This window comes from Natrinema thermotolerans, assembly GCF_031165565.1.
Classification (GTDB): domain Archaea; phylum Halobacteriota; class Halobacteria; order Halobacteriales; family Natrialbaceae; genus Natrinema; species Natrinema thermotolerans.
On the sequence record NZ_CP101873.1, the window covers coordinates 2,262,805 to 2,286,280 of the forward strand.

The 23,476-nt window shown below is 65.5% G+C and carries 25 protein-coding genes and 1 pseudogene; 9 read left to right on the plus strand and 17 right to left on the minus strand.

The genetic code is table 11. The annotated features are described in order from the left end of the window. Positions 1–115: 115 nt before the first annotated feature. From NP511_RS11690 to NP511_RS11700, 3 genes are all read right to left on the minus strand, one after another. Positions 116–1,111 (minus strand): linear amide C-N hydrolase, encoded by a 996-nt coding sequence (locus NP511_RS11690; RefSeq protein WP_049965621.1) that lies wholly within the window; start codon positions 1,109–1,111, stop codon positions 116–118. Between the two features lie 320 nt (positions 1,112–1,431). Next, positions 1,432–2,601 carry a zinc-dependent alcohol dehydrogenase gene (locus NP511_RS11695; protein WP_049965622.1) on the minus strand — a complete coding sequence of 390 codons (1,170 nt, stop codon included), beginning with the start codon at positions 2,599–2,601 and terminating at the stop codon, positions 1,432–1,434. Next, positions 2,598–3,362 carry an SRPBCC family protein gene (locus NP511_RS11700; RefSeq protein WP_233274336.1) on the minus strand — a complete coding sequence of 255 codons (765 nt, stop codon included), beginning with the start codon at positions 3,360–3,362 and terminating at the stop codon, positions 2,598–2,600. Before NP511_RS11700 ends, NP511_RS11695 begins: the two co-directional genes overlap by 4 nt. Before the next feature lie 337 nt (positions 3,363–3,699). Between NP511_RS11700 and NP511_RS11705 the strand changes: the two genes are divergently transcribed. Beyond that, positions 3,700–4,539, plus strand: a complete 840-nt coding sequence (locus NP511_RS11705; RefSeq protein WP_049965624.1) for a potassium channel family protein — start codon at positions 3,700–3,702, stop codon at positions 4,537–4,539. A gap of 402 nt (positions 4,540–4,941) precedes the next feature. Next, on the plus strand, positions 4,942–6,324 hold the full coding sequence (locus NP511_RS11710) for an FAD-dependent oxidoreductase (protein ID WP_006180386.1): 1,383 nt from the start codon (positions 4,942–4,944) through the stop codon (positions 6,322–6,324). A gap of 84 nt (positions 6,325–6,408) precedes the next feature. On the opposite strand, the gene NP511_RS11715 is transcribed toward NP511_RS11710, so the two are convergent. Both NP511_RS11715 and NP511_RS11720 read right to left on the minus strand, forming a co-directional pair. After that, positions 6,409–6,618, minus strand: a complete 210-nt coding sequence (locus NP511_RS11715) for a hypothetical protein (protein WP_049965626.1) — start codon at positions 6,616–6,618, stop codon at positions 6,409–6,411. 175 nt (positions 6,619–6,793) lie between these two features. Further along, entirely contained in the window at positions 6,794–7,258 is a 465-nt protein-coding gene (locus NP511_RS11720) for a pyridoxamine 5'-phosphate oxidase family protein (protein WP_049965627.1), read from the minus strand. 190 nt (positions 7,259–7,448) lie between these two features. On the opposite strand from NP511_RS11720, the gene NP511_RS11725 reads away from it, so the two are divergent. From NP511_RS11725 to NP511_RS11745, 5 genes and pseudogenes are all read left to right on the plus strand, one after another. Then, positions 7,449–9,041 (plus strand): GMC family oxidoreductase, encoded by a 1,593-nt coding sequence (locus NP511_RS11725; protein WP_049965628.1) that lies wholly within the window; start codon positions 7,449–7,451, stop codon positions 9,039–9,041. A 94-nt stretch (positions 9,042–9,135) separates the two neighbouring features. Next, entirely contained in the window at positions 9,136–9,801 is a 666-nt protein-coding gene (locus NP511_RS11730) for an AIM24 family protein (RefSeq protein ID WP_006180382.1), read from the plus strand. 69 nt (positions 9,802–9,870) lie between these two features. Beyond that, positions 9,871–11,257 (plus strand): annotated as a pseudogene (locus NP511_RS11735) (sodium:calcium antiporter). Positions 11,258–11,307: 50 nt separating this feature from the next. Continuing rightward, positions 11,308–12,042, plus strand: coding sequence for a hypothetical protein (locus NP511_RS11740; RefSeq protein WP_049965629.1), 735 nt, complete (start codon positions 11,308–11,310; stop codon positions 12,040–12,042). 70 nt (positions 12,043–12,112) lie between these two features. Beyond that, entirely contained in the window at positions 12,113–12,565 is a 453-nt protein-coding gene (locus NP511_RS11745; RefSeq protein WP_049965631.1) for a DUF2391 family protein, read from the plus strand. Here the strand turns inward: NP511_RS11745 and NP511_RS11750 are convergent. From NP511_RS11750 to NP511_RS11765, 4 genes are all read right to left on the minus strand, one after another. Next, a complete protein-coding gene (locus tag NP511_RS11750; protein ID WP_049965632.1) occupies positions 12,562–13,398 on the minus strand; it encodes a GNAT family N-acetyltransferase in 837 nt (278 codons plus the stop codon). The genes NP511_RS11745 and NP511_RS11750 overlap by 4 nt on opposite strands. Before the next feature lie 80 nt (positions 13,399–13,478). After that, positions 13,479–13,901, minus strand: coding sequence for a universal stress protein (locus NP511_RS11755; protein WP_006648050.1), 423 nt, complete (start codon positions 13,899–13,901; stop codon positions 13,479–13,481). Between the two features lie 79 nt (positions 13,902–13,980). Continuing rightward, positions 13,981–15,690: an acetate--CoA ligase gene (locus tag NP511_RS11760; protein ID WP_049965633.1), complete on the minus strand. Its 1,710-nt coding sequence runs from the start codon at positions 15,688–15,690 to the stop codon at positions 13,981–13,983. An 88-nt stretch (positions 15,691–15,778) separates the two neighbouring features. After that, positions 15,779–16,048 (minus strand): hypothetical protein, encoded by a 270-nt coding sequence (locus NP511_RS11765; protein ID WP_049965634.1) that lies wholly within the window; start codon positions 16,046–16,048, stop codon positions 15,779–15,781. Between the two features lie 111 nt (positions 16,049–16,159). On the opposite strand from NP511_RS11765, the gene NP511_RS11770 reads away from it, so the two are divergent. Next, positions 16,160–16,699: a Rieske (2Fe-2S) protein gene (locus NP511_RS11770; RefSeq protein ID WP_049965635.1), complete on the plus strand. Its 540-nt coding sequence runs from the start codon at positions 16,160–16,162 to the stop codon at positions 16,697–16,699. A gap of 142 nt (positions 16,700–16,841) precedes the next feature. Here the strand turns inward: NP511_RS11770 and NP511_RS11775 are convergent, their stop codons facing one another. The 3 genes from NP511_RS11775 to NP511_RS11785 form a co-directional block, all read right to left on the minus strand. After that, a complete protein-coding gene (locus tag NP511_RS11775; protein ID WP_049965636.1) occupies positions 16,842–17,720 on the minus strand; it encodes a TIGR01548 family HAD-type hydrolase in 879 nt (292 codons plus the stop codon). A gap of 40 nt (positions 17,721–17,760) precedes the next feature. After that, positions 17,761–18,384 carry a metalloprotease family protein gene (locus tag NP511_RS11780; RefSeq protein WP_084158278.1) on the minus strand — a complete coding sequence of 208 codons (624 nt, stop codon included), beginning with the start codon at positions 18,382–18,384 and terminating at the stop codon, positions 17,761–17,763. A gap of 63 nt (positions 18,385–18,447) precedes the next feature. Next, positions 18,448–18,852, minus strand: coding sequence for a UPF0146 family protein (locus tag NP511_RS11785; RefSeq protein ID WP_211249109.1), 405 nt, complete (start codon positions 18,850–18,852; stop codon positions 18,448–18,450). A 39-nt stretch (positions 18,853–18,891) separates the two neighbouring features. Between NP511_RS11785 and NP511_RS11790 the strand changes: the two genes are divergently transcribed. Then, positions 18,892–19,413, plus strand: coding sequence for an archaemetzincin family Zn-dependent metalloprotease (locus tag NP511_RS11790; RefSeq protein ID WP_006648042.1), 522 nt, complete (start codon positions 18,892–18,894; stop codon positions 19,411–19,413). 48 nt (positions 19,414–19,461) lie between these two features. On the opposite strand, the gene NP511_RS11795 is transcribed toward NP511_RS11790, so the two are convergent. From NP511_RS11795 to NP511_RS11815, 5 genes are all read right to left on the minus strand, one after another. Next, on the minus strand, positions 19,462–19,728 hold the full coding sequence (locus NP511_RS11795; RefSeq protein WP_049965638.1) for a hypothetical protein: 267 nt from the start codon (positions 19,726–19,728) through the stop codon (positions 19,462–19,464). A gap of 88 nt (positions 19,729–19,816) precedes the next feature. Beyond that, on the minus strand, positions 19,817–21,631 hold the full coding sequence (locus tag NP511_RS11800; RefSeq protein WP_049965640.1) for a ribosome biogenesis/translation initiation ATPase RLI: 1,815 nt from the start codon (positions 21,629–21,631) through the stop codon (positions 19,817–19,819). Between the two features lies 1 nt (position 21,632). Continuing rightward, a complete protein-coding gene (locus tag NP511_RS11805) occupies positions 21,633–21,950 on the minus strand; it encodes an EMC6-like membrane protein (protein WP_006648039.1) in 318 nt (105 codons plus the stop codon). A 60-nt stretch (positions 21,951–22,010) separates the two neighbouring features. Next, complete coding sequence (locus tag NP511_RS11810) at positions 22,011–22,898, minus strand: hypothetical protein (RefSeq protein ID WP_136396890.1); 888 nt, start codon at positions 22,896–22,898, stop codon at positions 22,011–22,013. Between the two features lie 2 nt (positions 22,899–22,900). After that, positions 22,901–23,473 (minus strand): DUF7344 domain-containing protein, encoded by a 573-nt coding sequence (locus NP511_RS11815; protein WP_049965641.1) that lies wholly within the window; start codon positions 23,471–23,473, stop codon positions 22,901–22,903. Positions 23,474–23,476: the final 3 nt, after the last annotated feature.

Consider the following 23,476-nt stretch of genomic DNA (forward strand, 5'->3'; position numbering starts at 1 on the left):
TCTTCGAGACCGTCGTGGTACTGCTGTCCCCTCGAGTGAGTCTCCCACTGGCGAAGTCGATCGTCTCCGCGACTGACTGTCGACGGCCCCGCCCCCAACGCGCTGGAAATCGGGATTAGCTCGAGGATGCGGGGACGCCGAGAAAATCGAACGGGTCGGTCTCGACGAGGTCGTCGGCGACGTCGCCGGCGAAGACGTTCGTCTGGTTCTCACCGAGCGACAGCGATCGAACGCCGGCATCGGTCTCGAACTCGACCTCGTCGAGGTCCAGCCAGAAGACGTTCGGTGAGAGCGCCGACTCGAAGTAGTAGCGTCGGTCCCGATGATCGGCCACCGTGCGCCAGCGTGTCGAGGAGATATGCGGTTCGTTCGGCGTACTGATTCCGTAGGGGACGGAGACGTTGCGGATCGCGCCGAAGACGCTCGCTGTCGCAGTTCGACGGTCCTCTGTCTGTGGGATCGCGTCCACGTAGAAACTCGCACGAGCGAACCGGTCGGCCGGGCGATTCGTTCCCGGTAACATGACCGTGCCACCGATCGCCGACCAGTACGCGTCGAGTGCGAGTTGCTGGTCGAACGGTGGGGAGTTCGTCATCACCTGATACTCTCGGTCGTGATGGATCACTAATTCGCCGTCGACGTACTCGAGGACGGCGCTATCACCCGTCGCGTCCGAGATGGACAGATGCAGGGTCGCGAACCGGCCCTCGTCCGGGATCTCGTCGGATACGACGGTGAACTCCTCGTTCCGGTGGTTCTCGACCGCCTCCGCGACCGTCGCGAAGTTATCGAGGACGTACTGCGCCCACAGCGAGATCGACAGTCCGGGTGTCTCGTCGTCCCACTCGGGGTAGTTGGACTCGGTGAGCCACAGGACGTTCGCGACCAGCCCGGCTTCGTTCATCCCATCGGTCGTCGCGATATCGTACGCGGAGGCGATGACACTGCCGTACTCGGCGGTCCACTCCATCGATGACGGACCGACTTCACCCGTTCGCTCCATGCCGCGCGGGAAGACCCAGATGTTGGTCCCGATTTCGCCGTGCCAGTCCATCGACCGGCCGGTGAGGACGATGTCTTCGGGGCCGAGATACACCAGTCGCGTACACATCTACGATTCTCCTCGAGTCTCTCCGCTGTCGTGTCTCGTCGGCCCGGACATAGGACTGTCATACCGTAAGCAGGATCATAAGTTGCGTTCGGTCCGAGCTGATACGTCTTGGCCGCTGGAGTATCACCGGCCGGCGGCGGTCGGCGATGCCGCTGACGGTACTCCTCATCCGTGCAGTTGCTGAACAGGCCGTAGTCATTCCGGCGGACGTCGTCGAGGAACGAGCCGATCCGGCGGGGTACCCGAGCGCGACGCGATCGGTGAGAAACAGCCCCACCGTCTCGTCGCACTTCCCGAGCGGTCGCCGACTCCGTCTCCAGTCAGGGATCCAATACGACCTTGATACAGCCGTCCTCCTTGTCGCGGAAGGTCTCGTACATTTCGGGTCCCTTCTCGAGCGGTTCCCGATGCGTGACGACGAACGAGGGATCGATTTCGCCGTCCTCGATCTTCGCGAGCAGCGGCTCGAGATACCGCTGGACGTGCGTTTGCCCCGTATTCACGGTCAGGCCCTTGTTCATCAGCGGGCCGACGGGAACGTTGTCCGCGTGGCCGACGTAGACGCCGGGGACCGAGAGCGTCCCGCCCTTCCGGCAGCACTTGATCGCCTGTCGGAGGACGTGGGGCCGATCGGCCTCGAGGTTCACCTGCTGTTTGGCCTTGTCCGTGAGGCCCATGAGACCGGTCCCGTGGGCCTCGGTGCCGACCGCGTCGATACAGCGGTCCGGGCCGCGGCCGCCGGTCATGGCCAGCAGCCGGTCGTAGACGTCCGCCTCCTCGAAGTGGATCGTCTCGGCGTCCCCGTGTTCGCGGGCCATGGCGAGCCGTTCGGGGACGCGGTCGATCGCGATGACGCGGCCGGCGTCGAACAGCCACGCGCTCTGGATGGCGAACTGGCCGACCGGGCCACAGCCCCAGACCGCGACGGTGTCGTCTTCGTCGATCTCGGCGTTCTCGGCGGCCATGTATCCCGTCGGGAACACGTCCGAGAGCAGCAGCACCTGCTCGTCGGGGAGGTCCGAGTCGACCGTGATCGGGCCGACGTCGGCGAAGGGCACCCGTAGGTACTCCGCCTGCGCGCCGGCGTAACCGCCCAGCATGTGCGAGTAGCCGAACAGCCCGGCCGGCGACTGCCCCATCACCTTTCGGGCCATCTCGGCGTTCGGGTTCGAGTTATCACACAGCGAGTACATGTCCTGCTCGCAGAACCAACAGGAGCCGCAGCTGATCGTGAAGGGAACCACGACGCGGTCGCCTTCCTCGAGCGTGTCGACGTCCTCGCCGACCGCGACGACTTCCCCCATCGGCTCGTGGCCGACGATGTCGCCCTCCCGCATCGAGGGGACGTAGCCGTCGTACAGGTGCAGATCGGAGCCACAGATCGCCGTGGCGGTGATCTCGACGATCGCGTCGTGGGGGTTGGCGATCTCCGGATCGGGGACTTCCTCGACCCGGACGTCCTCTTCGCCGTGCCAGCACAGCGCCCTCATAGGGCATCACCCGCGCCGCGGGCGGAGGGGTTCGACTCGAGCGTGGGTATCTCGCCCGTCTCGACGAGGCTCTTGAACCGGTCGAGGACGACCGCCGCGAGCGACTCCGGGACGATCCCGAGGCGGTCGGTCACCGCGGTGCCGACGGCGCCACCCGGGGGCTCGAACCGAAAGCGGAAGGTCACTTCCGTCCCGCGGCCGGCCGGTGCCTCGCGGAAGCGGACCGCCCCCTCGCTGTCGACGGGCGCGTTCCCGAGCGACTCCCAGCGCAGGTACTCGCCGGGGCGGTCCTCGATGACCCGCGTGTCCCACGAGACGCTCGCGCCGAGCGGACCGCTCGCGATCCAGTGCCACCGGTCCTCGCTCCGGGCTTCGACCTCGAGCAGGCCGCCGTAGAGACGCGACATCGTCTCGGGGTCGCGCCAGCGCTCGGAGACCGCCTCGGGCGACGCGCCGATCGTGACGGAGCGGGTCGTTTCCACCGCGGCCGTCGCGTCCTCTCGATCGGCCTCGCCGGCAGAACGCGTCCCCTCCGCATCGCTGTCGGCTCGGCCACCGACGAGTCCCCGATAGAGGAGCCAGCCGCCGGCGACTGCCGCCGTGACGCCGCCGACCGATCGTCGCCTGAGCCCAAGCACCAGCAGGGTGCCGCCGGCGGTCGCTGCGGCGAGTCGGCCGCCCCGGCCCAGTGACCGCCGCGACGGGCCCGATTCCGGGAGCCGCGGCTCCGCGATCGTTACGTTCTGGCGATCGGCTGCCACGAGCCGCTCACCTCCGGACGGCTCCGCTGGTCGGTTCGTCGGCGCTGGCGGCGTCGCCCCGTCGTCGGCCGTCGGTCCTCCGATCTGCCCGGACACGCCCTCTCGTTCCGTGTAAGAAGGGATCGCCTCATTAGTTCCGTCGCGACGTTCACCGACCGGTCGTTTGTCAGTGGGCCCCGCAAACGCAGGCCGAGCAGTCCCGTACCGGGCCGAAACGAGGACGAACGACCCGCTCGAGGCGACACGCCCTCGATCGCGGATCGGTCCTCCGATCGAAACTGATGGTCCTCGCGGATCCGAGGGCCTACGTGTCTCGCTCGTGGAATGTGACTGTCGGATGCCTACTGACGCCGCGCCCGGGAGCCGCGACCGCCGCGAGACCGTCCGGTTCTACCTGCTGGATCACCGGACACTGCTGGGGAAAGCGATTGATATTGCGCTGCTCGCGTTGAACCTCGCCTTCGTCGCCGTCTTCGTCGCCGAGACGTATCCGCTCCCCGCGGAGCTACGGACACGACTTTGGGGGCTCGAGGTCGCGATCGCGGGCGTCTTCGTAGTCGAGTACGTCCTGCGGCTGTACGGTGCCAAAGACCGCCTCGCGGAGGCGACGAACCCCTACACCGTGGTCGACCTGCTCGCGATCCTCCCGACGCTGCTGGTCGTCCTCCTGCCGGGGGTCGGGACGGTCGCCGGCATCGGGTTCCTTCGGGTGGTTCGAGTGGTTCGGGTCCTCCGGTTCTATCGGTTTACGCAGGACGCGGAGTTCTTCTTCGGGACGGTCTCGGACAACGCCCTGCGTGCGCTGAAGTTGCTGTTGACGGTACTGGTGCTGCTGTTCGTTTCCGCCGGGCTGTTCTACAGCGCGGAACAGGCGGCCAACCCCGACGTCGCCACGTTCGGCGACGCGTTCTACTACGTCGTGGTGGCGCTGTCGACGGTCGGATTCGGCGACATCGTCCCGACCACGACCGCTGGGCGGTGGATAACGGTTGCATCGATCCTGGCCGGCATCATCGTCCTCCCGTGGCAGGCGAGCAAGATCGTCCGCGAGTGGAGCCACAGGGAGAAAGTCGACGTCACGTGCCCGATCTGTGGGCTGTCCTCACACGACCGGGACGCCTCCCACTGCAAGGCCTGCGGTCACATCATCTATCAGGAGGTCGACTCGAGCGAGTAGCCCGTCAGGTCGGGATAAAACTCCGGCGTCGTTTCCGCCCGGTTCGCCAACCCGTCCCGACGGCTGCCCGTCGTGACCGTCGTGAGAGGATCACCGCTCGGGCATCGACGACCGAACCGATACGTCGACTGTCGATAGAATAGTCGGGGACTCACGGGCGAATCGGGACGAAACGAACGGGCTGTGCCGGCGGAGTGGCCTGGTATCGGCGGATGCATACCTGGTAAAAACACTCGATACGGCGGGCCTATCGCGACATACTGTGTCAGCACGGTCGGCCGATAGAACCGAACGCCGGCCACGTCGATACGCATATCGACGACTGTCGAGATACGGATCGAAAAAATATGAGTTATACGTCTGGAGTCGAGGGGATGCAATACGGACTCACACGATTCAATAATGTCTGGTAAATACGATCTCGTCATCGTCGGTGGGGGTATCAGTGGCGCATCGCTGCTCTACACGACCGCGAAGTTCACTGACATCGACTCGATCGCCCTGATCGAGAAGGAGTCGGAGGTCGCGGCGATCAACTCGCATCACACGAACAACTCCCAGACGCTGCACTTCGGGGACATCGAGACCAACTACACGCTCGAGAAAGCCGAGGAGGTCAAGGAGGGCGCGGAGCTGCTCGCCGGCTACCTCGAGAACTACGACCCCGACCGGGAGATGCACGACAAGCGCAGCAAGATGGTACTCGGCGTCGGCGAGGACGAAGTCGCCGAACTCGAGGAGCGATACCACGACGAGGGCTTCGGCGACCTCTTCCCGAAGCTCCGCCCGATCGACCGCGAGGAGATCGGCGAGATCGAACCCAAGGTCGTCGAGGGCCGCGACCCCTCGACGGAGATGCTCGCGCTGCAGACGCCGGACGGCTACGTCGTCGACTACGGTCAGACGACCAAGTCCTTCGTCGAGGAGGCCGAGGAGGAGGCCAACGTCGACGTCTTCACCGGGACCGAAGTCACGGACATCACGCCGACGCTGGACGGCTACACGATCGAGACCGACGCGGGCCGGTTCGACTGTGACGCGACGGTCGTCGCCGCCGGTTCCCACAGCCTCCAGATGGCCAAGGAACTGGGCTACGGCCAGGACAAGGTCTTGTTGCCCATCGCGGGGAGTTTCTTCCTCGCCGACGATCTCCTGAACGGGAAGGTCTACACGCTCCAGATGAAGAAACTGCCCTTCGCGGCCGTCCACGGCGACGCCGACGTCCACGACGACTCGATCACCCGGTTCGGCCCGACCGCCAAGCTCGTCCCCGCCCTCGAGCGCGGTCGCATCTCGACGGTCAAGGACTTCCTCGACGTCTTCGGGCTGAACGCGGCCGCCTTCCTCAGCTACGCGAACATCCTCTCGGATCGGGTCCTGCTGCCCTACGTCCTCCAGAACCTCGTCTACGACCTCCCGAACGTCGGCCGGAAGCAGTTCCTGCCCCACGTCCAAAAGGTCGTTCCGAGCGTCGAACTCGAGGACATCGAACGCGCGAAAGGCTATGGCGGCGTCCGACCCCAGATCGTCGATACGAAGAACAAGTCCCTGGACATGGGCGAGGCCAAGATCGTCGGCGACGACGTCATCTTCAACATCACGCCCTCGCCGGGCGCCTCGACCTGTCTCAAGAACGCCATGCGGGACACGCACACGCTGCTTGACTTCCTCGAGGGCGACTACGAGTTCGATGAGGAAGCGTTCCGCGAGGAGACGATCGACAACTTCCCCCGTGGCGACGATTCGGCCGGCAAGAAAGTCGCCGCGCCCGGCGCGGACGACTGAGACGGTCCGTCGGAACGGGTTCCCGGTGCAACTGCACACGTCGCGGTCGCGCTGGAAACGACTTCCGACAGTCCGTCTGGCCCGCTAGCCGAGTACCGCTCGGATCCTGTTCGATAGCCGTTCGAAAACCGACGAGTCGTCGTCTCGAGCGGTCGCCACCGATGACGAGTCGGCTCGTACTCCGCCGGCCGCACGGTCACAATACGGGCAGGTATCCGTCTCGCTGCCGTAGTACGGCAGGCCACACTCCTCGCAGGTCGTTCGCTGTTTTCGCGTGGCTGTGTCGGAACTCATCGGCCCGCTTGGGATACGGTACCAATCGAAATATAGCTGTGTCATCGCCGACCGAACTGACAGCCGTACTGACTGGTTCGTGATCTCCTCGGCGGCGGTCGGCCGACCGCGGCTCGCATCGTCACCGCCGTTTCCGCGAACGGGCGCGAGTCGTGATTGCAGCCTCGAGCCCGCGCTACGCCGTCTCTTCGCCCGCTTCCCGTCCCATCCGCTTGCTGTAGTCCCAGCTGTAGATCTCCCGGGGCTCGATCCGAACGCGGACCTCCTCGCGGTCGTCGTCGAGCAGCCGCGTCGCCAGCGGTGAGTCCGTGTCGCCGAGGTAGCGTTCGATCAGTGCCCGGAGGACGGCTTTGTCCTCGTCGGGCGCGATCTCGGCGGTGCCGGTCCCCCTGATCCCGCGGTAGGGCACGTCGTTCGTCGAGATGTCGAAGCCAACCGCCGGCTCGCGGCGGAGGAACCGAACGACGGCGGCGTTTGCACCCGTCGCACACTCGAGGGCACCGTCGCGGTAGCGATACCACAGCGCGACCGGCCACAGCGACCCGTCGGGCCTGTGGGTCGCGAGCCGGATCGGGATGGTCGCCTCCTGAAGGAACGCTTCGACGTCGTCTTCGTCCCACGCGCCGCGGAACTCGGTCATACGGAACCGCTTCGGAGAGCAGACTGAAAAAGCTCGACCCCGCTGTTCGACTCGGGTCGTCACTCGAGTGCGTCGGGGCCGTCCTCGAGGGCCGCCAGGAACGGCTCGAGAGACCGAGCCCGCCGTCCCACGTCGTGGTCCGCCGTCGGGGATACTACTATTAGGTCTCCGTTGTATGGTGTGTGGTAGCATGACGGGAAGCGGGGACGGCTACGACTACGTGATCGTCGGCGCGGGGCCCGCGGGCTGTGTACTCGCGAATCGGCTATCGGCCGACGGCGACGAGGTACTGCTGCTCGAGGCGGGCGAGCCCGACGAGCAACGCGAAATCTCGATCCCGGTGGCGTTTTCGGACCTCTTTCAGTCCGATGTCGACTGGAACTACCACACCGAGCCCCAGTCGGAACTCGACGATCGGGAACTCTACTGGCCCCGCGGGAAGACGCTCGGCGGCTCGAGTTCGATCAACGCGATGATCTACGTGCGGGGTCAGTCCGCGGACTACGACCGCTGGGCGGAACTGGGCAACGAGGGGTGGGGCTACGAGGACGTGTTGCCGTACTTCAAGCGGGCCGAGGACAACGCCCGCGGTCCGTCGGCCTCCCACGGAGTCGGCGGCCCGCGACACGTCGACGATATTCGGTCGCCGAACGAACTCAGCGAGGCCTTCGTGAAAGCGGGGCAGGCGGTCGGCCTGTCCCACAACGAGGACTTCAACGCCGGCGACCAGGAGGGAGTCGGCTTCTATCAGGTGACCCAGGAGGACGGTCGCCGCCACAGCGCCGCCGACGCCTATCTGAAGCCCGTCCTCGATCGGCCGAACCTGACCGCGGTGACGGGGGCACGGGTCACGCGGATCCGGTTCGACGGCCAAACGGCCGTCGGCGTCGAGTACGCCCGCGACGACGGCGACGGCAGCCCCGCGACGGTCGACGCGAGCGAGGAGGTGATCTGTGCGGCCGGTGCGATCAACTCCCCGCAGTTGCTCATGCTCTCGGGCGTCGGCCCGGCCGACCACCTCGAGCGCCACGACATCGACGTCGTCGCGGACCGCCCGGGCGTCGGCCGGAACCTGCAGGACCATCTGCAGGTCGGGGTCAACTACGAGTGCGAGAAACCGATCAGCCTCGCCGACGCGGACTCCTTGCTGAACCTCGCGAAGTTCTTCCTCCTGAAACGGGGGCCGTTGACCTCGAACGTCGCGGAGGCCGGCGGCTTCGCGACCGTTACCGACGACGCCGACCGCCCCGAGATCCAGTTTCACTTCGGGCCGTCGTACTTCGTCGAACACGGCTTCGACAACCCCGACGGTCACGGCTTCTCGCTCGGTGCCCTTCGCCTGCGTCCCGACAGCCGCGGCCGGATCACGCTCCGCTCGGCCGACCCCTTCGACGAGCCGGCCATCGATCCACAGTACCTGACCGAGGGCGACGACCTCGAGGTGTTGCTCGAGGGGCTCAAGCTGGTCCGGGAGATCCTGCGGGCCGAGCCGTTCGACGAGTACCGCGGCGAAGAGGTGTTGCCGGGATCGGACGTCCAAAGCGACGAGGCATTGATCGAGTACATTCGCGAGACCGCCGAGACGCTGTACCACCCCGTCGGCACCTGCAAGATGGGCGACGACGAGCTGGCGGTCGTCGACGACCGGCTCCGGGTACGGGGCGTCGAGGGACTGCGCGTCGTCGACGCGTCGGTGATGCCGACGATCACGAGCGGCAACACCGACGCGCCCACGACGATGATCGCGGAGAGGGCCGCCGACCTCGTTCGAACCGACGGCTGAGCCGATCGCTCGAGTGCCGTCGACGGTCGTCCCGCGGCACGGAATTGATGGATGAGTAACTATTTTACCGTCCCCTCCGAACCCTCGAGTGACTATGGATGTCGACGAATTCGTCACCGAGAACGAACCGAAAGCCGGCGGCGAGGCCTTCCAACTCGAGAGCGACAAGCTGCTCGACGTCGCCGTCGACGGCTCCGTGATCGCCAAGGCAGGATCGATGATTGCCTACGACGGGGACCTCTCCTTCGAGGGGATCTCCTCGGCCGAGGGCGGCATTACCGGCTTCCTCAAGGAGAAGGCGACCGGGGAGGGGACGCCGGTCATGGAGGCGACCGGCACCGGCCACCTCTATCTCGCCGATCAGGAGAAGAAGATCCAACTGCTGGAACTCGATGCCGGCCAGTCGATCTCGGTCAACGGCAACGACGTCCTCGCGTTCGAGCCGAGCGTCGACTACGAGATCAGGACCGTCGAGAGCATCGCCGGCTTCTCGGCCGGTGGGTTGACCAACGTCTTCCTCGAGGGGCCGGGGACCGTCGCGATCACCACCCACGGGGAGCCCCTGGTCTTGCGACCGCCGGTCAGGACCGACCCCAGCGCGACCGTCGCCTGGAGCGGGACGACGCCCGGCAGCCACGTCGACAAGGCGTTCTCGAACATGATCGGGCAGTCCTCCGGCGAGACCTACCAGCTCGAGTTTACGGGATCCGAGGGGTTCGTCGTCGTCCAGCCCTACGAGGAGCGGACGCCACAGCAATAGCAGGCACCACCGGCATCACACCGTCCCACGTATCACCGGTGGATCGGTACGCGTTCCTAGACGACTTCCATGAACCGACGAGCGCTCGGCGCGATTTCGGTCGCGGTCGCACTCACGCTCCCCTGGGTCGCCGTTGTGGGGGCAACCGACCTCCTCTCCTGGGTTGCGACGATGGTCGGGGCCGGGTACGAAGCACCGGCTGCGCTCCGAACGCTCTCGACGCTCGCGACGGTGATTCTCACAGGGCTTGCCGTCCTCGGTGCTGCGTTCCTGCTCGCGTGGGCCGCCGAAACCGCCGAGAAAGACGTTCCACAGGCGTTCGCGATCGCCGTCCTCGCCGTGTTGGCCGTCGCACCCGAGTACGCCGTCGACGCGCTCTATGCCTGGAACGCTGGCGTGTTCGCCGGGACCGAACGCGGGATGGAAGCCGGCAACTTGGCCGTCGCCAATATGACCGGCGCGAACCGCATCCTCATCGGCCTCGGCTGGGCCGGCATCGCCCTCTTTACGATCTACCGGAGCGGCGCGTCGACCGACCCCGCCGTCGAGCGACGCGACGGGGTCCTCTCGGACGTCGTCGTCCTCGACCGGGAGATCGGCCTCGAGATCGTCTTCCTACTGTTCGCCACCCTGTGGGCCTTTCTCGTCCCGCTCAACGACGGGATCGATATTTTCGACATGCTGTTTCTGGTCGGGCTCTACGTCTGTTACATCGCGGTCATCCTTCGGGGCGAGGTCGAACCCGACATGGACCACGTCGGCGTTCCGGCGTACCTCCAGTCGTTCCCGAAGCCAGCCCGGATCGCGACCGTCCTCCTGCTGTTTGCTTACTCCGGCGTGATGATCTTCACCGCCGTCGAACCCTTCGCCCACGGCCTCGAGTCGCTCGGCGAAAGCGTCGGGATCCCCTCCTTTTTCATGATTCAGTGGATCGCGCCGCTGGCCTCCGAAGCGCCGGAACTGATCGTCGTCGTCTACCTCGTCAACAAGGCCCGCTCGACGGCGGGTTTCAACGCCCTGATCTCCTCGAAGCTCAACCAGTGGACGCTGCTGATCGGGGACCCTCGTGGTCGTTCACTCGCTGGCGCTTGGCAGCTATGGCGTCCTCGCGTTCGACTTCAAACAGTCCGCGGAGATCTGGCTGACCGCCGCCCAATCGTTCTTCGCGATCTCCCTGCTGATCCGCTTCGAGATCTCCGTGAAAGAAGCGGTCACGCTGTTGACGCTGTTTCTCTCGCAGGTACTGCTCGAGTTCGCCCTCATCCGTGAGTTGGTGACGCTACCGGTCTCGAGTACCGACCTCCTGTTGCTCTACAGCGGGCTTTACCTCGTTCTCGGGACGGCGCTGTTCGTCCGCCGTCGGCGGGCGCTCGGCAGCCTCGTTCGCCGAACCGCGGGGACCGTCGGCGACGCGATGTCGACCGGCGACGACCAACCCCACAGCGCCGACGACTGAACCGGCCGGCCATAGACATACGGGGCCGGAGGTGGTGACACCCTCGTGGCGTGTCCTCGATCGGCCCGCTTCCCGCCGATGCGGCACTCGCTCCCGCGCTCGCGGTCGCCCTCGCGCTGGTGCATCTGTTCGCCGGCCGACTGAGCGTCGGCGGGCGGATCCCGCGGAGCCGGTGGCTCTCTCTCGCCGGCGGCGTCTCGGTCGCGTACGTGTTCGTCCACCTCCTGCCCGAGATCGGCGCGGCCGCGACGACACTCGGGGCCCGCGGGGCGGCGACCGGCGAATCGGCTGGCTACCTGATCGCCCTGATCGGCTTCGTCGCCTTCTACGGCCTCGAGCAGTTCGCCCGGCGGTCGAACCTCGATCCCGGTTCGGACGGCGACCGGTCTGGGACCGCGGTGTTCTGGATTCACGTGGGCTCTTTCGCCGTCTACAACGCGATCGTCGGGGCCCTGCTTCTGGACCCCGAACTCGGCGGGCTGTTCCCCTTCTTCGTCGCGATGGCGCTGCATTTCCTCGTCACCGACGACGGCCTTCGGGACCACCACGGTCCGACCTATCGGCACCGTGGCCGGTGGGTGCTGTCGGCCGCGGTTCTCGTCGGCGTCGTTGTCGGATACGCCCTCGAGGACACCGATCTCCTCGTCTCGGTGTTCGTGCCCTTTCTGGCCGGCGGGATCGTCCTCAATGTGATCAAAGAGGAGCTGCCGTCCGACCGCGAGAGTCGGTTCCCGGCGTTCGCTATCGGAGCGGCGGGGTACGCTGCGCTGTTGCTGTTCGTCTGAACGGTTCCGCTGCCGGGTGCTGTCACTCGACAAACAGGGGCGTTTTACCGCTCCGCTATAATCGATCGCTATGAAACTTCGACGGCCGCGCCGGCCGCGGGACTTCCGGCTCGCGGACTCGGCCCAGCAGATCGTCGGGGGGTTCCTGCTCGCCGGCCCGTTCGTGGTCACCGAGGAGGTCTGGACGCTCGCGGCGAGCATGAACCTCTTCCAAGCGATCGGGACCGTGATCGTGGTGTTCGCGATCGGCTACGGCGCGCTGTACACCGCCGACACGACCCGCGACCTGGACGACGAACAGGAGGTCGCCGGGATTCCGTTGCGGTTTATCTCGCTGATGATCGTCTCCTTCGGCGCGGTGACCGTACTCGCGCTCTTACTGGACGCCCCCGACACCTTCATCGAGGATGCCAAGACGACCCGCGAAGTCGCACAGACGACGTTCAAGGCCATCAGCGTCGGCTCGGTATTCAGCGTCGTCGGCGCGGCGACGGCCGACAGCATCTTCGCGAAGAACGGTTAGAGCCGCGAGTCGTCGTACGACTCCTTGGACCGCTCGGCGTGGTCGTTCCCGCAGTCGGGACAGGCGAGCCGCTCCATGTTGTCCATCGAGACCTCGAGCGAGCCGCAGTTCGCACAGTAATAGCCGTACTGCTGTTTTCGGTCCTCGTCCTCGTAGGTGTGGAAAAACGGCGCCGCGGTGCCGGACTCGGCCTCGTCGCGGTCGATGTAGACCGTCGTCCCGTCGTCGGTCGCGGTCAGATCGCCGTCGGTCGTCTCCGTCCCGGGGAGGTCCTCGTCGGCGGTGTCGGCGGTGACCGTTGCGTCGTCCGCACGCGATTCCGTCGGGAGGGAAACGTCGATGTCCGGCTCGGTATAGACGTACTTGACGAGCGACTCGCCGGCGACCTCGACCTCCCGATCGCCGTCGTGTTCGAGGCCGAACCGTTCGACGAACCCGTGGCCCTCGGTGTTTTCCTCGAGGACGGTCACGCGGACGTGGTCGGCCCCGCGGTCGCGGAGACGCTCGGTCATCGACTCGTAGAGTTCCGTCCCGATCCCCTTGCCGCGGTGTTCCGGATCGACGAACAGCCAGTCGATCTCGCCCCACTCGTCCGCGAGTCGGCCCTCGACGACGCCGGCGATGGTTCGGTCCTCGATCTCCGCGCCGGTCTCGACGACGTAGAGGACGGTCTCGTCGTCCTCGAGTCGCTCGCTGACGGCGTCGTCGGCGAACTCCTCGTCGGTGATCCCGTCGATCTGCCCCGGGCTGAGCCTGAACGAGGTCGTCATCGAACTCTCCACCACGTCCCGGATCCGCTCGCTCTCGTCCGGTTCCGGCTCCCGTATCTCCATACTGGGTAGTCGACGCCGATCCGGATAAGATGGCTGCCGGCAGAAACAGCCGACGCTACGAGCGGGAACGGTCTGTCACGTCACTCCCCGCCGCCGCCGGTGACGACGACCGGCCGATCGGACCTGAGGATCACGCCCTGCGTGGTGCTGCCGAAGATCGCCTTTCCGACGGGCGAGCGCTTCCGGCCGCCGAGAACGATCGAATCGACGTCGTAGCCCTCGGCCTCCTCGAGGATGTCGTCTTCCGTGTCGCCACTGTCCTCGATCAGGGTCACGTCGACGCCGGCCTCCTCGAGGCGCTCCTTCGCGCGCCGGACCGAGCCGATCCGGGAGGCGGACTTGAACTTCTCGAATTCCTTCGGGAGCTTCTCGCTGTTTTCGGTGAAGACGAAGAGAATGTACGCTTCGACCGACTCCGCCGCGTCGGGCAGCGACGCGACGTACTCGGCCTGTTCGACTGCGCGGTCCTCGTTGGCATCGACGGGCATCAACACGCGGTACATGCGCAGTGGTTGGCATTCGGCAACAATAAAACCGGCCGTGACTGTCACCGCGCCGGATGGGTTCGACCGCGCTCGAGGGTTACTCGTCGGTTCCGTCGCCCTCGCGCAGGGACCGGCGGCGGATCTTGCCGGTCGTCGTCGTCGGTAGCCGCTCGACGAACTCGATGTGTTTCGGATACTCGTACTCGGCGAGGCGGTCCCGGACCAGGTCACGGATCTCCGCGCGGAGCCCCTCGGGGTCGTAGTCGTCGACGGCCGGCTTGACGAAGGCCTTGATCGCCTCGCCACGGGTCTCGTCGGGGACGCCGACGACACCGGCCTGTTCGACGGCCTCGTGGGCGAGGACTGCGTCCTCGACCTCCGTCGGTCCGACGCGGTAGCCACTGGTAAGGATCACGTCGTCGGCCCGCGAGTGGAACCAGACGTAGCCGTCCTCGTCGCGCTCGACGAGGTCGTCGGTCAGGAACCACCTTCCGGAAGACCGTTGCTCTTCCGACTCCCCGCTCGCTCCGCTCGCGGGGACGTCTTCGGTCCGCTTGTTCGCCGTCTTCTCCGGCAGGCCGTGGTACTCGTCGAAGAAGACCCGCCGATCGGCCGGCTTCACCGCGAGTTCACCGACCTCGCCGCGCTCGAGGCGCTCGCCCGTCTCGGGGTCTACCACCGCGATCTCGTAGCCGGGTAGGGGCTTGCCCATGCTGCCGGGGCGGGTATCGAACCACCGCGCCGCGTTCCCGACGACGAGGTTGAGTTCGGTCTGGCCGTAGAACTCGTTGATCGCGACGTCGTCGAACGTCGATGCGACCCAGTCGACGACCTCCGAGGTGAGCGGTTCGCCGGCCGACGCGAACGTCCTGATCGAGAGATCGTACCGCCGTTCGGGGTCGTCGACGCCCATCAGCAACCGGAGCGCCGTCGGGGGCATGAACGCCTCGGTCACGTCGTGGCGCTCGAGCAGGTCGTAGACATCGTCGGGATCGAACTCGTCGCGGGGCCAGCCGACGACCGAGCAGCCGTGGTGCCAGGCCGCGAACAGCGTGCCGCCCAGTGCCGCGCCCCACGCCCAGTCGGCGGGCGTCCAGAGCGTGGCCTCGCCGTCGGCCAGTCCGCCGTCGAAGTAGTTGGCGGCCGCGGCGGCCCGCCCGAGCCAGAGCGCGTGGCTGTGTCGAACGCCTTTCGGCGGCCCCGTCGATCCGCTCGTATACATGATCGCCGTCGGTGTCTCGGGCGTCGCGTCGTAGACGTCGATCCCGGGCTCGTGGGCTGCGATCAACTCCTCGAACGAGTGGGCGTCGCCCCGTACCGCGTCGCCGTCGTCGAGTTCGATCACGGCCTCGAGGGCGGGACACTCCTCGCGGATCTCGTCGACGGTCTCGCGGACGCTCGGATCGACGACGACCGCTTTCGCCTCGCTGTCCGCGAGCCGGTACTGTAAGGCGTCGCGTCCGAACAGGACCGTCAGCGGCACGGATACCGCACCGAGTTTCCAGTTCGCGAGGTGCGTGATCGGGTTCCCCGGTTTCTGCGGGATTACGACGCCGACCCGATCGCCCGCCCCGACGCCGAGGTCGGCGAGCGCGGCGGCGAGCCGATCCGACCGGTCGTCGAGGTCCGCAAAGGAGTAGGTCTCGAGGCCGCCCTCGGGGGTCTCGTACCGCAGCGCCGTTTGACTCGTGTCCTCGTGTTTCCGGAGGAAGTCGACGGCGGGGTTGTACTCGTCGGGGAGGTCCCACGAGAACGATTCGCGGGCCCGCTCGTACGACTCGAACTCCGGCATGACCGTCCAGCTCATGGCTCGTGATACCGAGGCCAGCACATAGCCTCTTTCGACACGCGCGAAAATGAGAAGTGATCGACGGGCCGGCGACCACGGGGCCGAATCAGTCTTCTTCGCTTTCCCCGTCCGCCTCGGATTCTTCTTGGTCGTTGCTCGCCTCGGGTTCCTCGTCCGTTTCGGACGCTTCTTCCTCGTCGGCCGTCGTTTCCCCGCCTTCGCCTTCGACTTCGATCTCCGCTTCGACCTCGATCGAGAGTCCGTCGGCCTCGAGTTCGCCCTCGAACTCGCGTTCGTCGCCGACCTCGATCTCGAGTTCGTTCGAATCCACTTCGACTTCGACCTCGACGTCGACGGTGACTTCGGCGTCGTCCATACGCCCGCTTCGCCCGGCTCCCCTAAAGTGGTACCGCGCGTTTTCGAGACACGAGCACGCCCGTCGTCGCCGGCCCGGAAGATATTTTTAGGCAGGCCGAAAAGAGGGCGTATGACCGATCCCGTCCGGGTGACCCTCGAGGACGACGACGAGACGACCTCGGTCCGGGTCTACGACGACGAGGGCGACGTCTCGACCGACGGCGCGACGTTTCGGTTCAGCGTCGACGGCGACTCGAGCGGCGGCGAGGAACCGACGGCGACCGAAGCCGACGGCGAGGAGCCGCGCTACGTCGCGCCGCTGTCGGCCGTCCCGACCGACGGAACGCTTCGCTGTGAGGCCCGCCGGGACCGCCGCGGGACCGAACTGATCCTTCGACGACGCGGCGACGACGTCCTCGCGTGGCGCAACTCCTGTCCACACAGGCCCGAGGTCCGGCTCGATCCCGGCCCCGGCGCGATCGTCAGGGACGACCACCTGGTCTGTCACGAACACGGCGCGCGCTTCGAGCCCGACGACGGCGTCTGTACGGCCGGTCCCTGTCGGGGCGACGCCCTCGAGAGGACCGCCGTTACCGTTCGCGACGGCGACGTCTACCTGACCGACGACCGGTTCGATTCCTGCCGACGGCTCGACGAGCCGCTCGAGTAACGCTCGAAGCCGGCCGAACGCGGTCCGTAACCGAGCAACGAGCCGTGATCGATCACGACCGCCCGAGCGACCGCGGACTCCGGCTGCCGTTCGTCCGGGTACCCGGCGACGGCACCTGACGGCTCTCTCGCCCTCGAGGCGCCTACTCGAGCAGGTCCGGGACGGCGTTGATCGACTCGGCGACCGCCGCCGCGCCCTCGTCCTCGTACTTCCGTCGCCCCTCGTCGCCGGTCAGGCCGCCGGTGAGGACGCCGATCCCGTGGTACGTACGGTTCGGATCGGCGTCGCTCGCGTTGCCCGCCGTCCGAACGTCGTCCAGCGTGTCGCCGACGAACGCGACCGCGTCGGCGTCGAACCGCTCGGCCAGCGTCGTCAGCGCGCGGGGATGGGGTTTCCCCTCCTCCCAGTCGTCCATCGTGAAGCGATGCGCGACCGGCACCGCGTCGTCGAGGCCCACCCGATCGAGGGCGATCTCGGCCTCGGCCGCCGGGCGGCCGGTCAGCACGCCGACGTCCCAGGACGCGAGCAGCCGATCCCGCGTCTCGGGCTCGAGCAACACCGGCTCGTCGTGGATGAACCCGGGCGTCTCCCGCTCGAGGTCGGGCTCGCCGCCCTCGAGCCCGCGGTAGAGTTCGTCGCCGAGATACAGCTGCTGGAAGACGTCCCGCAGCCGCTGGCGATCCCAGCGGTCGGTCACGCGCTGGGTCGCCCGCGCGCCGATCCCCTCGCGAACGACGCTTTCGGCCGCCTCGAGGCCGCCGCCCGCGGCGGCGATCCCGTCGGTGAAGGTCTCGAGCGACTCGTCGTACCCCTCCTCGGTCGCGAGGACGTAGAGCGCGGCGGCGTACGTTAGTTCCCAGTCGTTGTTGAACCCGCCCGCGTCCTTGAACCGCTGGATGTCTGTCTTGCGGATCGTCCGGTCGTAGACCGCCTCGACGGACTCGACGATCGCCCGGCGGTAGGAGTCGGCGACGTCGACGAGTACCCCGTCAATGTCCAGTACGACGGCGTCTGCGTTCATATCCGTCCCGACGGGCCGGCAGGGATAAAGGCGACCGGTTTCAGACCAGCCCGACGCTCCACGCCGCCGCGACGAACAGGGCGACGGCGTAGGCGACGTCCGCCCACAGCCGCGAGAGAAGGTTCGCGAGGTAGATCACGGCGACGATCGGCACCCCAACGAGGACGCTCGGCGATCGTCGCCACTCGGCCCGCGAGCGGTTCCAGAGCGTCCGCGCGTCCCCGGTACTCGGAAAGGCCTGCGTTCCGATCGCGAGGCCGAGCCAGCCAAGCACCACTCCGGCGGCCAGCGTCGATCGCGGGGCGCTCCCGACGGCGTCGAGCCCCGCGACGATCGACGCCAGTCCGACGAACAGGCCGAACGCGACGGCGCTGTTGACGAGAAACGGCGCGACGCTGATGACAAACGACTCCCGATAGCGCTCGGGCTGGCCGTGGCGGACGTACCCAGGCGGGTTCCCGAGTCTGAAGTACGCGACCTCGAGGACGGGCACCCCGACGAGCCGGCAGGCCGTCTCGTGGGCGAGTTCGTGGACGACGACGCCCGGCGCTGCGAGCAGCCGGAGCAGAAGCCGAACCAGTGCCCCGATCCCGAGGAGTACTGTCGCCAGTACCGCGACCGCGACGACCGCCGCGAGGACGTACGTAACCGTCTCCGGGTTCACGACCGCCGAACAGTCCCGTAACCGTATAATTCTTCGCCTCGAGACGGTCGACGAACTGGCCGCCTACTCCCCACGGACTCGAGCGACGTACAGCGTCCCCGTCTCGATCGTTTTCCGTTCGACCGGCACTGCAGACGGGTCGCCGCCCAGCGTCGTAAACAGGAAATCGGCGTCGGTGGTCCGGGCTACCTCGAGGGCCGGGCAATGCAGTTCGGGCGGCAGGTTCCGCGCGTAGATCGCGTCCGCGTCGGCGTAGACGGACGGCTCGGGATTGACGATGTCGTCGCGAACGAACGCCACGCCCGTCGGCACGTCGCGCTCGTGGACATCCGTCGCGGTGACGGCGACCCCGCGGTCGGCCAGCGCTCGCGCTAGATCGGTCCGGCGGCCGATTCCGATCTCGACGACGCGATCGTAGTCCGCGAGGACCTCGAGCAACGCGTCGGGATTCCGGCGAGAGTGGGCCACGGCGGGACGTTTATGCCACCCGCGGCCATAGCCCTTGCTATGCTCGTCGATATCGTGCCGGTCGGCAGCGTCCCCGCCGAGGTCAAGCGGGCGGCCTCCGCCGCGTTGCGATCGGTCTACGACTGCGACGTCTCGATCAACGACTCGCAGTCGGTCCCCAACGGTGCCTACGACTCCGACCGGAACCAGTACTCCGCCGAGACCTTCATCCAACTCGCCGAACGGGTCGGTCGCGGCGAGAAAAACATCGCGATCACCCCCCACGACCTCTTCTACCGGCGGCGCAACTACGTCTTCGGACTCGCCTATCTCGATGGCAGCGGCAGCGTCGTTTCGACCTACCGGCTCCAGACCTCGAGCGACGGCGGCTTCTCGAATCAGAGCGCTGCCGACATCTTCGAGGACCGCGTCCGCAAGGAGATCGTCCACGAGATCGGCCATACCTACGGCCTCGAGCACTGCGACAACAACCGCTGTGTGATGAACTTCTCGCCGACCGTCCGCGAGGTCGACATCAAAGAGGAGAACCTCTGTGGCAGCTGTCAGCGACTGATGGGCTGACTCGACTCGCGCCCCGTTTTCTCGATATCCGGTCTCAGCTCCCCATTCTCACGACAGGACGAACAGGGCCGCACCGACGAGCCCGATGCCGGTAAACGCCATCGCCGTCCAGAACGGGACGGGACCGGGTTCGGGGGCCACGCCGTCGGTCGAGAGCGACTCGGCTGCGACCCCCAGCGTCTGTCCGACACCGCTGACCAACAGTACTCCAGCGATGGTACTGCTCCCGCGTCTGGCGAGCAGTAGCAACGCGACCGACGTGAGGAGACCGCCGGTAACGGCGATCGAGAGCCGATAGAGTCGGACCCTGTCCATAGCCGTTCGACACGCTTTCCGCCAAAATAGTTGGAGTATAAACACTTTGGCCGGCAGCCGGCTCGAGGCCGAACTTCGAATCCCGGTGTCAGGGCGCGTAGTAGTACTCGCCCTCGCTTTTCTGCTGGCGGTCCAGTTGGGACTCGGGTTTGTTGATCCGCGGTCGGGACGTGCGCTCGTCGCGGCGGAACGTGACCTCGAGGTTCGCGAGGAACTCGTTCATGCCGTCGCGCATGGACTGGGGCTGGCCGGCACGGCCCTGGACGGCGGGCTCGCCGTCGAAGACCATCAGTCGGTCGGCGAGCAGGTCCATCATGTAGATGTCGTGGTCGATGACCAGCACGGTGGCGTCTTGCTGTTCGGCGTAGCGCCGGATCGCCTTCGTGGCCTGGACCCGCTGTTCGACGTCGAGGTGGGCCGAGGGTTCGTCGAGCAGGTAGAGGTCGGCCGAATCGGAGAGACAGGCCGCGATGGCGACCCGCTGGCGCTCCCCGCCCGAGAGGTCCGAGAGGTTCTGCTCCATGATCCGCTCTAACTGCAAGGGCTGGGCGATCTCGGTGTTCCAGTACGAGGAGCCGAACTGGTCGGTAATCGACGAGAGGAACGCATCGACCCGCATGTGCTGGTCGATGGTGACGTACTGGGGCTTGTAGGAGATGTCCAGATCGAGGTCGGCGTCGCCTTCGTCGGGCTCGAGGTTCCCTGTTAACAGTTTCGCGAAGGTCGACTTCCCGATCCCGTTGGGACCGACGACGCCCAGGACTTCGTTTTCCCGGATCGTGCCGCCCTCGACCTCGAGGGAGAACTCGCCGTCGCCGTAGCTCTTGGTGAGGTCGGGATACTCGACGAGCGTATCGGCACGGCTCACGCTCCGTGGTGCGTGTTCCTCGAACTCGATCGGGTTCGGTCGGATCCGCATGTTCTCGTTGTCGAGATAGCCCGAGAGGTACTCGTTGATCCCGTTGCGGACGGACTTCGGCGAGGTGATGACCCCGTACGCGCCGGGTTCACCGTAGGCGACGTGGAGCGTGTCGGCCAGCAGGTCCAAGATTGCGAGGTCGTGTTCGATGACCAGCATCGACTTGTCCTCCTCCTCGGCGAGTTCCCGGATCAGCCGCGCCGCGGTAACCCGCTGGCCGATGTCGAGATACGGCGTGATCTCGTCGAGGAAGTAGAAGTCAGTGTCCCGTGCCAGCGTCGCCGCGATGGCGACCCGCTGGAGTTCCCCGCCCGAGAGGTCGTCGATCGACTGGTCCATGACCGGCCCGATCTCGAGGCGCTCGACCAGCGAGTCGAGGGCACCGCGCTCGTCGGTCCGCTCCAGTAGCTCGCGGGTGTTGCCGTCGAAGCTCTCGGGGATCTGGTCGACGTACTGGGGCTTTCGCGAGATCGTCACGTCGCCGTCCCGGACGTCCGCGATGTAGTCCTGCAGTTCGGTCCCCCGGTAGGCTTCCAGCACCTCGTCCCAGCCCGGTTCCTCCTCGTGACGGCCGAGGTTGGGCTCGAGTTCGCCGGCCAGAATGCGGACGGCAGTGGTCTTCCCGATCCCGTTCGGGCCGAGAATGCCGGTGACCTGTCCCTCCTGTGGAGCTGGCAGACCGTACAGCGAGAAAGCGTTCTCGCCGTAGCGATGGACGGGCTCGTCCTGTAGTTCCTGAGGGAGGTTGATGATCTCGATGGCGTCGAACGGACACTTCTCGACACAGATGCCACAGCTCTCGCCCAGACAGATCTCCTCGGAGATGTGGATCTGCTCGGGCTGGCCCTCCGCTGCCTCCTCGCCCCGCAGGGTGATACACTCCTTCCCGGTCCGGTTGGGCGGGCAGTAGTTCTTGCACTCGTAGCCACAGCGATCGGGCTGGCACCGATCGAGGTCTACGACGGCGATGCTGTCGTCGGCCATGTTAGCCCGTGACCTCCGCCGTCAGCAGGATTCCCCACGTCACGAACCACAGCGAGAAGGTCATGAACGCGACGAAGAGGTAGTGTTTCGCCCCGAACTCGTCGTCGCCGTAGATCCCCGCGGCGTTGATGACGACGTACTGTAGCAAAATTGCGCCGAGGACGAACGCGAGCGCCTGCGTGTTCTGGGCGGCCTCGGCGGTCGTTCCGACCCAGGTAGTAGACGCAAGCGCCGCGCCGACGCCCAGCAACGCCGACATCGCGGTGACGCTGACCGAGCGAATGTGTTCGCGTCGGTCGCTGATCGATTCGGTCGACATGGATCGAACTCTGTTGTCAGCGGTGAAAAGGGGTTCGCATTGGCGAATAGCTCACTCGATTCAATTACCGTCAGTCAGTTCGAAAGTAGCATTGCTTGAATCACTAAATTCGATCTCTATATTGACAGACGCGCCACTCATTTTCACAGTTTTAAACTTTTTATTTTTATTCTTCAATTTCCCAAACCGATCAAACTTAAATACTATCTCGTCACCTTCTTCTTCGCCCTCTGCTGGAGCAGGCAACGTTACCGAATCGTCGTTATCAAATCCAGTCAGTGGCTCGTTCTCACCAATATAGAGTTGGCTTGAGATGAGTTGTCTCGGGCTCTCGTTAACGTTATCCGATTCACTAATAACGAATATTTCTTTTTCGGCAACCCGATCCGCATCCGTGCTAGTGTCATTGATACGAATCGCTTCCATTACTGCGTCAATACTCCCTCTATTCGCAAGGCCAAACTCAAATTTTCCGGACCCACCGCTAGCTGCCACTGTCGGTGTAATATCGACCTGACTCGACTGCGGAATTTCGAAATTACGTTGAAGAGTTATCTTTCCAGCGTCGAAAGTGGCTTCAATTGCAACAGTGATTTCCGTCGTATCTGCGTTCATACTAACTATTCTACTCTCACCAGCGGAAAGGGTGAAATCAGCTTCGCTCACAGAAGTCCCGTCATCATCGACATCGAACTCCGCACTGTCTTCGTTCGGTGCTGTCAAGGTAATTCGCATATCTGTTTCAAATCTATTTTCGAATACTGGTGTTTCGTCAGCGGTCTTTCCATTGATAGTGAGGAGCGCAGTACCATCATCGACTGCAGTAACTGTGGTCCCGCGATCTGCTTGTAGACTTGAAAAACCGAATGTTTGTTCTCCTAATAGGAGTAAACCAGCAGCTATCGATCCAAATGCAGTACGTCGCGTCATTGTTTTCTTGTCAACCATCGCTATGGCGGGCGCTTCATCTCCCCGAGTCGCATTCGTCGGTTCTGTATCACGTGAACGACTGCTGACACGGTAAACAGTGTAACAATTAACGTTGCCCAGCCGAGTTTGGGAACTGTTTCAGTCGGTATCACCTCGAGCCACAGTCCGGCTATCACGACCGCGCCGACCGCCGATAGCCCCAGATAGTAGACTCCCCACGGGACCGAATCGCCGGGGACGATATCCAGATAGACGTCCAACTCGTCGGCCTCGTCCGTGAGTTCGATCGTCCGATCGTCGAACTCGATGACGTCGGCCCGCTCGAGCGTCGGCAGGTGGGTCTGTTGTAATGAGGTGTAGACCCGCTTTCGCTCGGCGGAGGTGATCTCCTCGACCTCTTTGTCGAGTTCCCAGGCGGCAACGTGTTCGGCGAGATCCCCGAGCGTGACCGGTTCGTCCTCACGCTTGCAGTAGTGGATAGCATACCGGCGACGCTGGTTGCTCAACAGGTCGAAAATTTCGCCTTCCCGCGACTGGTCGTCCTGACCTGTCTCTCCCGCTGTCGCCGGTTTGCTCTCGCTGGTTGTCGCCATCCC